Source organism: Clostridioides sp. ZZV14-6154, from assembly GCF_020657785.1.
Classification (GTDB): domain Bacteria; phylum Bacillota; class Clostridia; order Peptostreptococcales; family Peptostreptococcaceae; genus Clostridioides.
Genome location: NZ_JAGWCY010000001.1, coordinates 76,807 through 90,747, shown reverse-complemented (window position 1 = coordinate 90,747; position 13,941 = coordinate 76,807). Strand labels below are relative to the sequence as shown.

Sequence of the window (13,941 nt, the reverse complement as noted above, 5' to 3'; positions counted from 1 at the left end):
TAATATTTATTTTCACAATTAAAATACCTCTGTAAAAATATCTATTTACATTATAAAAATAAGTATTTAACTTTCTTAGAACCAACTAAGTGTATACCTAAATTTATCTTATTAGTTTTAAATATTACTTATAGTAATTTTCTAATACACTAGTAGAAACTGATTTTCCTTGAAAATCTTTCGCCCAACTCTCATATTCTGAATTTTTCCATACACTGCCATCACTAAATGTTACTTGTTTTACACATGATATGATATACTTCACATCATGCTTTCCAGTTGATTGGTTCCATTTATCAAATAATAGATTTTCATTATTTTGTGTCTTATTTGGAACTATTGCATTTTGCTTTGCATATTCTTTCTCCATTTGCTGCCACTCTTTCAACCATTTTTCTACCCATGCTTTACCTTGTTGCTTTTCAAACATACTTATTATATCCTTTGGTGGTGATTGTTGTATTCTTCTATAAGTATGTGCATATGCTTTCTTAGATACAGGAGATATTCCTGCCACAATACCATAATCTACACCATCTGTACTAAATCCAACACTTCCTACCTCTCCATTTGTCGCAACATTTTGAGCATCCCAATATAGTTCAAGTGGTTTTCCGTTTTTATCATATGCAAGACACACAATTTCATAATCCATGATTGCCTTTTTACTGTTGTTCTTAAAACTTATAACATTGCTAGGCCAATGATATGGACTATCATCAAATTGTATTTTGCTATTGTTTATGGCTAGTGGAAGATTTTTATTATTGGCAATACCTTTGCTGTTTGAAGTGTCTAAAACTTTTTGTGTTGTAGTATTTTTGCGTTTGCTAAGTATACACTTGCTTTGTCTGAATTGGTTGTATTAAGAGAAAAGGCTGTTGTCGTGCCAGTAACCAATAAAGCAATAACCAAAATGGGCAAGCTAGATATTTTTTTATATCCCATAGTTTTTTCTCCTTTCTTACATTAATTTTTACTAAAACATTTTATAAAATGCGTTAATATCTATGTTAACAGAATACATCAATAGCTTTAGTAACTAAGTACTACCATAAATAGTAATCATATTATAATACTACTGTTGTAATTTTCATTTTACTAAACACAATTTTATTATAATATATATAAAATAGATTTTTGTACTCACTTATATGATTGAATTAGAATATAGATTTCTTATATCGCTTCAAATTTATTTAATTAAAAATAGCTAGATAATTAAATACCATGAATAAACTTTATTCTAAAAGTATTTGAATATCTAGCTATTTTATATCTATTGATTGTATACTATAACTTATCAATTTCATCCAGTAACTCATCAACCAATTTATCACCATTAATCATTCTTACAATTTCGCCTTTTTTAAATAAAAGACCTTCACCCTTACCACCAGCAATACCTATATCAGCTTCTCTAGCTTCACCAGGTCCGTTTACAGCACAACCCATAATTGCAACAGTAATATCTTTTTCCATACTACCAATCTTATCTTCAACTTCATTTACAACACTAATTAAATCTATATTACATCTACCACATGTAGGACATGATATAACTTTAATCTTATCATTTAAAAGACCCAAACTTCTTAAAATCTGTTTACCAACAACAACCTCTTCAACAGGGTCACCTGTCAAAGATATTCTGACAGTATCTCCAATTCCTTTAAGAAGAAGTGCTCCCACACCTATAGAAGACTTTATTGTTCCCTTATGAATACTTCCAGATTCAGTAATTCCAACATGAAGAGGGTAATCAACTTTCTTTGATATTAATTCATATGCATCAACAGTTTTATAAATATCAGATGATTTTAGAGAAATAACTATATTATAAAAACCTAAATCTTCAAGAATCTTAATATGCCCCATTGCACTTTCAACTAATGCTTCAGCAGTTGCAGAGCCATATTTTTTTAAAATTTCTTTTTCTAGAGAGCCCCCATTAACTCCAATTCTAATTTTTAAATTTTTTTCCTTGCATTTCTCAACAACCATTCTAACTCTTTCTATGTTCCCGATATTACCAGGATTTATTCTAACACCATCTACACCTTGTTCTATAGCTTCAAGTGCTAATTTATAATCAAAATGTATATCAGCAATAACAGGTATATTTACACTAGATTTTATCTTTCTTATATTTTTAGCTGCTTCCATATCAGGAACAGCAACTCTAACTATATCACAACCAGCTTCTTCTAATCTTTTTATTTGAGCTATTGTAGCCTCTGCATCTCTTGTATCAGTGTTTGTCATAGATTGTATGCTTATAGGATTTTCTCCTCCTATTTTTACATTCCCAACGCTAACTTCTCTTGTCTTTCTTCTCTCGTAACTCATATTTCACCTCTATATATTATTTTATATTAAAATCATTCAATATCTTAAAAAATACTACAAACTACATATATATTATAAATTAAAAAGCTATATAGTTAAACAGCTAAGAATAAATTTAATCTTTTAAAACTAATCTATTCTCACTTAAAACTACATAGCCTTTTTTAAACTTTATAATTATTGAAATAACCTTAATATATCTTTATATGTTATAAAAAGCATAAATAACATTAAGGCGCCAAATCCAACTACATTTATCATACCTTCTTTATTTGGGTCAAGTTTTTTACCACCTCTAACAGCTTCTAATAATAACATAAGTATTCTCCAACCATCAAGAGCTGGTATTGGTAGTAAGTTTACTATACCTAAATTTAAACTTATTACAGCTGCCAAATATACTACATTTATAATACCTGTTTGAGCTGCGTCTGATACCATACCAATAACGCCTACTGGTCCTGCAACAGCATTACCAATTCCTCCTGGTACACGTCCTGTAACCATTTGACCTAAGAATGTTAACATCTGTTTTGTCATATCCACAGTAGTTTTACATGCATTCACTATTGAGCCAAAGAAATCTTTTTCTCTTTGTGGCTGAATTCCTATTTCATACTTTCCATTGTTATCCTTAGGAGTTACATTTACAACTTTATCGCTTCCATCCCTAGTTATACTAAGCTTCAATTCTCCACCAGAAGAAGTATTTATCATATTTGCAACTTCATCCCAAGTCTTAACAGAATTACCATTTATTTTATTTATCTTATCTCCTTCTTGAAGTCCTACTGTTTGTGCAGGAGTATTGGGCATTATTTTCCCAAGTGTAGTAGTTGGAGAACCTATATACAAAAACACTGGTACTAAAAGTACTGCTGCCAATATTATATTAAATATTGGTCCTGCTACAATAGTACTAAATCTTTGTAATATAGATTTATTTCCAAAAGAATTTAGACTTATTTGTTCTTCGTCTTCACCCTCCATACTTACATATCCACCAATTGGAAGAGCTCTTATGGAATACTCTGTATCTTTTTTTACACTATATATCTTAGGTCCCATACCTATAGAAAACTCATTTACCTTAATCCCACTTCTTTTTGCAAATATAAAATGTCCTAATTCATGTATTAATACAATTATACTAAATAGTATTAATGCAGCTATTATAGTCATAAATTCACCTTCCTATTTTTTTATCAGATTTTCAACATAAGCTCTACTCCATCTATCTGTTTCCAAAATTTGTTCTAACGTTGGTTTGCTTATGCTTTTATGAACCTCTAAAGTTTTCTCTATGTAATATGGTATGTCATAGAAACCAATTTTATCCTCTAAAAATTCACTTACCAAAACTTCATTTGCGGAATTTAAAACAGAAGAATAAGTTCCACCCATCTTTAGACATTCATAAGCTAATTTTAAACATGGAAAAGTCTCTAAGTCTGGTTCTTCAAAGGTTAAAGTACTAAATTTTGAAAAATTCATTCTTTCAAAATTACTTTCCATTCTATCTGGATATGTAAGAGCATATTGTATAGGCAACCTCATATCTGGACATCCTAATTGTGCAATTATAGAACTATCTGTATACTGTACCATTGAGTGAATTATACTTTGCGGATGAACCACTACATCTATATTTTCTTGTTTTACTCCAAATAGCCATCTAGCTTCTATTACTTCTAGTCCTTTATTCATAAGCGTTGAAGAATCAATGCTTATTTTTCTACCCATACTCCAGTTTGGATGCTTTAAAGCTTCATTTTTAGTTATATTTAAAAGTTCTTCTTTTTTCTTTCCTCTGAACGGTCCACCAGAAGCTGTAAGTATTATTTTTTCTATATTTTTATTATTCTCTCCATTTAAACACTGAAATATAGCACTATGTTCACTATCAACAGGAAGAATATTTACATTATATTTTTTTGCCTCTGCCATTACAAGCTCACCAGCAGTTACTAATGTCTCTTTATTCGCTAATGCTATGTCAATTCCCTTTTTTATAGCGCAAAGTGTTGGAACTAATCCTATCATTCCCACAACAGCAGTTAAAAGTACATCAATTTCATCTAATGATGATATTATTTTTAATCCTTCCATCCCTGTTAAAACTTCTACCTCTATATTTTGTGGCAATATTTCCTTTAATTTTAATGCTTTACTTTCCTCAAAAACTGTTACATATTTAGGTCTAAATTCTACAATTTGTTCAAGTAGTAATTCAATACTACTATTAGCTGATATTGCAACTACTTCAAACTTGTCTCTATTTTCTCTAACTACATCTAAAGTTTGCTTACCTATAGAGCCTGTAGAACCTAAAATTGATATTTTTTTCATATGATAATCCTTTCTAATAATAAATATACCCTACCAAAACATTATAACACTACTAAAACAATTATTTTTACTATTCACAAAAACTTCATATAATTACTGGAAAAATATATTTAGTTTACATTATAGCATTACTCTTTAATTTTAATTTATTCACATATAGTTACTTTTATTTTTAATCCAGTAAAGCTCTATCTATTAAATTAAACCTTAGCTATTCTTTATGTGTTTTTACAATATTATTAAAATATTTTAGCATCATTAAACATCCTTTTTTATTTCTACAACATCTTCTATTTTACAGTCTAGTGCTAAACATATCTTTTCCATTGTATCCATAGAAACAGACTTATCATTTCCTAATCTACCTAAAACAGAAATACTTATACCTGATATATTTACAAATTCCATCTTTTTTATTTTTCTATCAATTAGCAATTTCCACAATGGAGTGTATGAAATCATTTTATCACCTCTTCTAAAATCTATTTTATCATATTTTATCTATTTTGAAAAATTTTCATCTTTTTCGATAAGTAATCCCTTATTCAAAATCAGCTAAGACCATGCTCTCTCAATATTGATAAATAAATTCATTTTCATATAACAATAAATAGCACCTATCAAAAATCAGGTGCTATTTAATATTTAAATTTATTAATCAATTTGATAATCTTCCATAACATATTCAGAGACATTCTTTGATGCTTTACAATAGTATGTACAGCTTCCACAATGTATACATCTTTCAGGATGATACGAAGATAATAAAACATCATAATTATTATCTATCATTTGTACAATTTTTGATATATTGACTTTTGCAGGACATTTTCTTGTACACACACCACATTTTTTACATTTATTTTTGTTGCTTATGTTTGATGGTTTAGAATATGCAGCAAAATTTCCAAAATACGAAAAATCATCTTTTTCTGTTGCTTCAAAACAGGACATTACTCCATTACCTTTATATAATAATTTATCTTCATTTTCTTTAAATGTACTTTTTAAAATATTTGAGATATTATCTGTTGGATATACGTATGCTACTCTAGCACTTCCATTGGATAAGTCAGCTATAGTAATAAAACGTCCTGTATCATAACATTTATTTATAATTTTACATATTTGATATACACTTTGAAGATTTAATACTAAAATACCATTATTTACTGGAAATTCATTTTTCTCTAAACTTATACCAAGTACCTGTTTTATAAGGAAATGCTCTTCTCCCATAGGATATCGTGATGAAACTATTTTAAGAGAAAAACTACCATCCGTTTCTAATCTTTTATTTTTAGATACCATAATTACATCTTGCAAACCAAGTGCTTCTTTTAAATAATAAATAGAATGAACTATCTCTGAATATCTATTTTCCAATATCCATTCATCATGGACAAGCCCAGGGTCACATTCAACAGCATTAATCAATAATATCTTCTTGTCTAATTCTAATGAACAAAACTTTTTGATTTTTTCTGATATAAAAAAACTATTTCCACTCATACCAGTAATCTTTACTTTCTCAAGTTCTCCAATCAATTCATCTCTTGTAATATTTGTTGTAAAATCTGACATTCTTAATTCTTTTCCAATTAACTCAGGTGAAGATAGAGCAACAACCTTACCTAGATAATTTTTTACGATTTTCCTATTACCCTTTCCATATTTTTGTTTTTCTTTCTTTTGAGTTGTCTTTAATTTATAATTATTTTTAACTATTTTCTTATTTATAAGAGATTGACTGTGCATACTATTCTTCCTCCTTAAAATTTTCTAAGTAAAAATATTCAACATGCATCCTAAATAATTCCATTAATTTTTCTACATCATACTTTGCTGTGTGGTATAGAAAAAATGGAGCATATAATTCCATTGCAAGTACTTCTGGATTTTTTGAAATCATTATCCCATCTTCTATTAATTTTTCAAAAGTTAGTTTCTGAGAAGTTATTGGAAATTCAATAAAAAAATCATTAAAAATTTGAGCCATTTTCTCGTTTTTGAATTGCTCAATAAGAAGAACTCTACGAAACATCACAATCCAATCATCGTTAATTTGAAAATCAAACATTGAAAGACACATTTGAACAAAGCTTTCCATGTTAACACACATAGAATTTTGTGCATAGTCACACTGTTTTAAAAAATGTGCCTTAGATTTTTCTACAATAGCATCAAATATAGCTTGCTTACTTGGGTAATGTTTATACAAGGCACTATTACTTACACCAACAGCATCCGCTATACTTCTTATAGACACTGCATCAAAACCCTTTACTGAAAATAATTTCATAGATTCATTTAATATTTTTTCCTTTGTATTCATAATTTAACTCCTCTTCGCAAAATAAGGTGAGCAATTGCTCACTTTTATTATAGTAACCAATCGCTCACCTTGTCAATAGTTTTTTACTTTATACTGTTTTAAGTTTTCAAAAATATGTCTTAAAATAATCTGTATCTACTTAAAAAGCTTTACAGAAAATTATACTTATTATTTATTAGCTTTAAGTAATGATAGAAGTAATTTCTTCTGATTATAAATTTACATAATCATTAGCCCAAGTTAATATAACATTCCAAAAAATAAAAAACATCAATGTTACTATTTTATATAAATATGTTAAAATCAAATTGAAATCAACTTAGTTATTATATAAACATTTTATTCTTACGATTATTAATATAAATAAAACCACTAAGAAAAAGCATTAGCTCCCTTACTAATGCTTTTATCTATTGCTAATTTCGATTACAAATTTTTTAATTCTTCTAACATGCTATCTACTTATTATACTTTTACAATATTTATATTATTTTTCAGTCACATATTTGTTAAAAAATTCTTTTTCTTCTATTGGTTTAGAAAAATAAAACCCTTGTCCCACATCACATTTAATAGTCTTTAAAAACCCTAAGTCTTTCTTAGTTTCAATTCCTTCACATACAACAGACATATCTATACGATGTGACATTTCAATAATACACTAAATAATACTGTAGACTTTTTCACGATTAAAGGTTTCTTTAAGTAAGCTTTTATTAATGCTTTAAGCTTTTCTAAAATTGAATTAACTGGTTCTGATATTTCATTAAAAGCATTTTTAGTTACCTCAATTATAATGTATCTATAATAACTAATCACTTATTAAAGGTGGCTAGAATACTTTGTAGTTATATGTGTTTGTCTTAAATAGTTCCATCATTTTTATACTAAAATAAACCCAATTCTTGAGAATATTGATTATACTTTTAGATAGAAAACATACAATATGTATTTTTACCTTCTTCTTTTGCTCTATATAAAGCACCATCTGCACGATGATATAACTCATAAAACTGTTTACCATCTTCTGGATATATAGAAATACCTATACTTACACTTATTTCAAAACTTAACTCATCATATGTAAACGTAGTATCTAATCTTTTTAATATATCATGACCTTTTTTTTGTAGGCTTTCTTTTTCTCCATTATACTCCATAAATGCTATAAATTCATCGCCTCCAACACGGCCAACAATATCTGTTGTCCTAAAGTTACTTTTCAAACATTTCGCTAACTCAATTAAGATTTTATCTCCAAATACATGTCCCATAGTATCATTAACATCCTTAAAATTATCTACATCAATCATAAATAAAGCATAGTTCTTATTTTCATCACATGATAGCAACATATGTCTTATCTTCTCCTCAGTAGTACTTTTATTTAGTAACCCAGTCATTAAATCATTTTGAGATTGTTCAATTAACTTATTGTACTCTCTCTTTTCTTCATCAATATTTCTTATTTTCCCTAGTATTGATATAGTAGTATCCCCAATCTTATCAGGTTCATTGAACACTATAGAACACCATAGATGTATATCACCTTTAGAACGTATACGTATCTCTATTTCTTCTGGTTTGTTACCAACATGTGCTTCTTCTAAAGCATCAAGTAAAATCTTATGATCTTCTTCATAAATATTTGATAACTGTTCATCAATTGTTCCTCTTGGTTCTATCCCAAATATACTATAATAATTATCAGAAAATGTTATTGTATCATACTTAAAACTATATTCAAATAAAACATCACCCCACTGTTTTAAAGCCCTCTGATAACGATTGACCAGTCTATTAGATTTTTTATCACTTTTTTCACAAGTTGCATCTGTTACATCTACAATACTTGAATAAAAGTACTTCTTTCCATCTTTATCACTTTTACATAACCTAGAAATGGTTTCTAAATAAATTAAACGATTATCTTTACATCTAATACGATAGTGAAGTGTAACTATATCTTCAGAATTAACTTGACTTATCACATCGCCAAGTACAATTTTTCTATCTTCTTCAATAATTAAATTGATATACTTTCCATCAAACTTACTTTTAATTTCTTTTTCTGTATAACCTATCAATGATACAAAGCTAGGAGAAATATAATCTAAAGTAAAATTTTCATCAAAACGAATACATTTTACACAAGCAGGAATATTATCCAAAACTCTTCTGTATTTCCAATATGATTCTTCCATCTCTAAAGACCTTTTCTTAAGCCTATCATTTTCTATTATGACTACAATTAAACTTTTAGAACCCTGCTTACCTTTTACTACATTGCCTGTTCCAAGTATCCATATAGGAGTTCCATCAGATTTTACTACCCTAAATTCAATTGTAACTATATCACTAATTCCAAGTTGCCTTCTAATTTCATAATTCACATATTCTATATCCTCTGGGTGGACAAATCCTAATGCTTGATTTTTAAATTTTTCTTCCATCTCTTTGACAGTATAACCTAACATCCTTCTATAGCCTTCATTACATGTAAGAAAAGTAAATTCAGGGTCCATTCCTACTTGAAATATGCCTGCATAGGCATTATCAACCAATTCCTTTATATTCATTGGATGTGTTGGAGTAAATACAGAATATACCATACTTTTTTCTTTTTCTATAGAGATGTCTTTTGATATAATATCTTCTTGATAATTAAGAGACTCAAAATTTTTTTTAAAGTAATACTCATAAAATTCACTTGCATTTATAGGCTCATTATAATAAAATCCCTGCAATATTTCTGGTCTCATCTGTTCAATTATTTTTAAAGTTTCTTTATTTTCAATTCCTTCAACATAAACTGACATATTCATACTATGACATAAATTAATAATTTGAGATACAATTTTTTGGTCTATTACATCATATGTAATACGATTTAAAAGAGTATGATTAATTTTCAAAGAATCAGCACTTAACTCACGAAAAATTTCTAAAGATGAATGTTTTGCTCCAAAACTGTCAAATGTAATCCTAATACCTTGACTGCGAAGAAAGTCAAAAGAATTCCTTATTTCTTCTATTTTTTTTATGTTATCATTTTCTGTTAATTCCAATGTAATTAGAGATGGAGATATACCCTCTTCCTTTATAGTATCTAAAATAAAAAACTTGAAGCTAGGTTCTTCAAGCTGCTGATATGACACATTTATATTCATCTTGAAATTTGGCATATACTTTATCCATATTTTTAATTGTTTTAAAGCTGTTTTAATCACCCATTGGCTAACTTTATCCATAAGACCAGAAGACTCTAAAAAAGGTATAAATTCAGTTGGTCCAAGTTTCATTTCAAAATTAGGATTTTTCCAGCGAAGTAATACTTCGCATCCATACAGTTTCTTGCTATTAGTAAAAATAAGTGGTTGATAATTTAAATAAAATCCTTTAAAATTATTTAAGACACTTTCTCTTAGATACTCTATCAACTGTATAGAATACTGCGAAAAAGTTAGCTCATCTTTTGAATAGACAATTAATGTTCTTTTGCCTTGCTTTTTTGCTCTTTCAAATGTAACACGTGCATTTTGATACAATGTATCACAATCTATACCATCTTTTGGATAAAAGCAAATACTTCCTGATATCGTGAATGAAATAGCATGTCCATTAATCTGTTTTATACATTGTGCTATATCTTGAAATCTATTAAAGAGTTTTGTTAATTCATAACAATCTCCATTTGGATACAAAATTCCAAAACCATTTCCATCTAATCTATATAAACTTATGTTTTCAGGTAAAAAAGGTAAAATAGATTTAGAAAATTTTTTCAAAACCCTATCTCCAAATGAATAAGAATATAAGTTATTAATCTGTTCGAAATCATCAATTCCAATAAACATAATACCATATGGCTTTTTCTGAGTTTCTAAACTTGAAAGCATCATTCTAAAATTGTAATTTCCCTTTAAATTTGTTAATTTGTCTATAATATTATTAGTTAACATGTCTATTAATCCATCCTCCTTAAATTACTTTAACTTTTTGAAATAAACATTTCTCTATTATTTTTTTAATTCCAATCATATTTTCTAGTTCTGAAAATTTTTATATGCATAATAAATCCTTACCTAATTCAAAAGTTATTTTTATACTGGTATACTTTAAATTACATCATCAACTTGATGATATTGAAGATGGAGTACCTAATATATTTCAATAAACAATTAAAATATATTATTTATTGAGAATTTAACTATTTGAATCTATTTTATCATATTTTGGAAATATTTTCCTTTATTTTGAGATATCACTTAAATTATACCCCTACTTATCAAATAAAATCAATAATATACTTATTACTGATTAATTATATATAAAAATAAAATTTATAAATTGAGAATAAATCAGTTATATTTAGATATATAGCTTATAAAAAGATAATATATTTAAAAATGTCGAAATTATTAAATAAAAAAAGATTTTTTACAATATTTTCTAAATTATAAAAAAAATGAAAATAGCCATGTAACTAAATACTCACAGAATTCTTCTGCTTTTTAAAAGTTACATAGCTATTTTCATTACTAGCAATTATAGACTGCCTTTTTAAAACCAACCAATCTTTATCTAATAAAAAATTTAATAGTATTATATACAAAAGGCGCTACTAATATAACACTATCGAATCTATCTAATATACCCCCATGACCAGGTATTATCTTTCCATAATCCTTTATCCCTACATATCTCTTTATTGAAGATGCAAATAAATCTCCCAATTGAGCTATTATACTTCCTATGCTTCCTATTATAGCCAATTGAAGCAAATCAATACCAAATAAATACCCAAATAAAATACAACAAAGTGTACTTCCTATTATTCCTCCAATAGCTCCTTCTACAGTCTTTTTAGGACTCACTTTAGGAATTAACTTATGTTTGCCAAGTAAATAGCCACTAAAATATGCAAATATATCTGTCATAAAAGATATTACAAATATAAGCCATACATAGATATTTCCTCTTTCAAAGCTATTTATAGTTATAACTATAAAATCTAAAAATACTCCTATATAAAAAACTCCTAAAAATGTAATCGAAACATCTATAACATTGCTTTTGCCCATCAACATATAAATTATACTTGCTAAAAATAAAATGAAAAGCACTGCATAAGTATATTCCAATGGTAAGTTAAAAATATTTTTTACAGCTAAATAAATAGAAAATATATACCCTATAATAAATATTGGATGTATATCTTTTATTTTAAATGCTTTATAAAATTCATGTAATGCAATATAAACTATTGCCATCTCAGCTATATAAAGAGGTATCCCTCCATATACAACAAATAGAAATAATGGAACCAGAGCTAGTGAAGCAATAATTCTTGTAAGCATAAAATAATCTCCTTACTTAAGTCCTCCAAATCTTCTATCTCTTTTTTGATATAAATATATAGCCTTTTGTAATTCTTCTTTATTGAAATCAGGCCAATGTATATCAGTAAAGTAAAACTCAGAATAAGCAACTTCCCAAAGTAAAAAGTTACTCAATCTTTGTTCTCCACTTGTTCTTATGACCAAGTCTGGATCTGGTATAGACTTTGTGCTTAAATAGTTTTTTATAATATCTTCATCAATATTGTTTATATCTATTTTACCACTTTCACAATTTTTTACTATATCTATAAGAGCATTTTTTATATCTGCTCTACTTCCATAGTTCAATGCTAAATTTAAGTTAACTCCTGTATTGTCTTTTGTCATTTCCTTAGCTGAATTTAATTCTCTTATACAAGTTTTTGGTAAAGCACTTATCTCTCCTATAGCTGTTACTTTTACATTGTTTTGATGCAGTTCAGCTATTTCATTTCTTAAGTATGTAGATAATAAGTTCATAAGTGTATCAACTTCAAGTTTTGGTCTTTTCCAATTTTCTGTTGAAAATGCATATAGTGTCAAGTGCTTAACACCTAAATTTGAACATTCTTTAACTATATCTCTTATAGTTTCTACTCCAGCCTTATGTCCTGCAGTTCTTGGAAGAAATCTGGATTTTGCCCATCTTCCATTCCCATCCATTATAATAGCAATATGAGTAGGTATGTTATTTAAGTCTATGTCATACATGATGTTGTTATTCATATTTTGCCTCCAATATTGTTCTGACTCCTTAAATTAAGGAGTCAGAAAAGTATGTGATTATTAGTTCTACACTATCACCTATCTCAGATATTTTTATAACTCTAGGAACTACAAGTTTATCTTTATCCTTTTTACCTTCAATAGATTTTATGGTATAAGCTACATTTCGTTCATCAAAATATTGTTTTACCTCATCTATATGAAGACCTAAAAGGTTATAATATTTTTTCAATATTATACCTCCATTATATCCTTTTCTTTTTTAGCTAATAATGCATCTATTTCTTTTATAAATTTATCAGTCATTTTTTGAACTTCATCTTGTGCTTTCTTTAATTCATCTTCTGTTATTTCTCCGCCTTTTTCCATTTTCTTAATTTTTTCATTGGCGTCTCTTCTTTCATTTCTTATTCTAACTTTAAATTCTTCTGAAGCTTTACTAGCTTTTTTAGCTAATTCTTTTCTTCTTTCTTCTGTTAAAGCAGGTACAGAAAGTCTTATAACTTCACCATCATTTGATGGATTTAATCCTAAATCTGAGTTAGCTATAGCTTTTTCTATTTCGTGCATAGCAGATTTGTCCCAAGGAGATATCATTAATATTCTTGGCTCGGGTACAGATATAGCACCAATTTGATTTATTGGAGTTGGAGTTCCATAATAATCAACTCTTATTTTGTCTAACATTTGTGCATTAGCTCTTCCTGCTCTTATAGTTCCAAATTCGAACTTTAAAGCATCAATTGTCCCATTCATTTTCTCTTCTAATTGCTTATGTATTTCTAGTTTCATAATTTTACT

At 27.6% G+C, this 13,941-nt stretch carries 13 protein-coding genes and 1 pseudogene; all 14 read right to left on the bottom strand.

All coding sequences use genetic code 11. The annotated features are described in order from the left end of the window. Nucleotides 1-124 precede the first annotated feature (124 nt). On the bottom strand, nt 125-655 hold the full coding sequence (locus KGF45_RS00395) for a DUF5780 domain-containing protein (protein ID WP_255647156.1): 531 nt from the start codon (nt 653-655) through the stop codon (nt 125-127). A 140-nt stretch (nt 656-795) separates the two neighbouring features. Beyond that, a complete protein-coding gene (locus KGF45_RS00390; protein ID WP_227841585.1) occupies nt 796-948 on the bottom strand; it encodes a hypothetical protein in 153 nt (50 codons plus the stop codon). A 345-nt stretch (nt 949-1,293) separates the two neighbouring features. Then, complete coding sequence (gene ispG, locus KGF45_RS00385) at nt 1,294-2,349, bottom strand: flavodoxin-dependent (E)-4-hydroxy-3-methylbut-2-enyl-diphosphate synthase (RefSeq protein ID WP_227841584.1); 1,056 nt, start codon at nt 2,347-2,349, stop codon at nt 1,294-1,296. Nucleotides 2,350-2,526: 177 nt separating this feature from the next. Further along, the gene (gene rseP / locus KGF45_RS00380; protein WP_227841583.1) at nt 2,527-3,531 is read right to left on the bottom strand and encodes an RIP metalloprotease RseP; all 1,005 of its coding nucleotides are present in this window, start codon (nt 3,529-3,531) and stop codon (nt 2,527-2,529) included. A 12-nt stretch (nt 3,532-3,543) separates the two neighbouring features. After that, a complete protein-coding gene (locus KGF45_RS00375) occupies nt 3,544-4,698 on the bottom strand; it encodes a 1-deoxy-D-xylulose-5-phosphate reductoisomerase (RefSeq protein WP_227841582.1) in 1,155 nt (384 codons plus the stop codon). Nucleotides 4,699-4,956: 258 nt separating this feature from the next. After that, on the bottom strand, nt 4,957-5,160 hold the full coding sequence (locus KGF45_RS00370) for a helix-turn-helix domain-containing protein (RefSeq protein ID WP_227830419.1): 204 nt from the start codon (nt 5,158-5,160) through the stop codon (nt 4,957-4,959). Nucleotides 5,161-5,352: 192 nt separating this feature from the next. After that, on the bottom strand, nt 5,353-6,456 hold the full coding sequence (locus tag KGF45_RS00365; RefSeq protein WP_227841581.1) for a 4Fe-4S dicluster domain-containing protein: 1,104 nt from the start codon (nt 6,454-6,456) through the stop codon (nt 5,353-5,355). 1 nt (nt 6,457) lies between these two features. Next, nucleotides 6,458-7,033: a TetR/AcrR family transcriptional regulator gene (locus tag KGF45_RS00360; RefSeq protein ID WP_227841580.1), complete on the bottom strand. Its 576-nt coding sequence runs from the start codon at nt 7,031-7,033 to the stop codon at nt 6,458-6,460. Between the two features lie 487 nt (nt 7,034-7,520). Continuing rightward, a pseudogene (locus tag KGF45_RS20345) lies at nt 7,521-7,840 on the bottom strand (EAL domain-containing protein); the annotation flags it as partial. 119 nt (nt 7,841-7,959) lie between these two features. Then, nucleotides 7,960-10,995, bottom strand: a complete 3,036-nt coding sequence (locus KGF45_RS00350) for a diguanylate cyclase domain-containing protein (protein WP_227841578.1) — start codon at nt 10,993-10,995, stop codon at nt 7,960-7,962. Between the two features lie 618 nt (nt 10,996-11,613). After that, a complete protein-coding gene (locus KGF45_RS00345) occupies nt 11,614-12,393 on the bottom strand; it encodes a phosphatidate cytidylyltransferase (RefSeq protein ID WP_227434788.1) in 780 nt (259 codons plus the stop codon). Between the two features lie 12 nt (nt 12,394-12,405). After that, nucleotides 12,406-13,140 carry an isoprenyl transferase gene (locus tag KGF45_RS00340; protein ID WP_227434789.1) on the bottom strand — a complete coding sequence of 245 codons (735 nt, stop codon included), beginning with the start codon at nt 13,138-13,140 and terminating at the stop codon, nt 12,406-12,408. A gap of 28 nt (nt 13,141-13,168) precedes the next feature. Then, nucleotides 13,169-13,372 carry a hypothetical protein gene (locus KGF45_RS00335; RefSeq protein WP_227829504.1) on the bottom strand — a complete coding sequence of 68 codons (204 nt, stop codon included), beginning with the start codon at nt 13,370-13,372 and terminating at the stop codon, nt 13,169-13,171. 2 nt (nt 13,373-13,374) lie between these two features. Continuing rightward, on the bottom strand, nt 13,375-13,932 hold the full coding sequence (frr, locus tag KGF45_RS00330) for a ribosome recycling factor (RefSeq protein ID WP_227829505.1): 558 nt from the start codon (nt 13,930-13,932) through the stop codon (nt 13,375-13,377). Between the last annotated feature and the right edge of the window lie 9 nt (nt 13,933-13,941).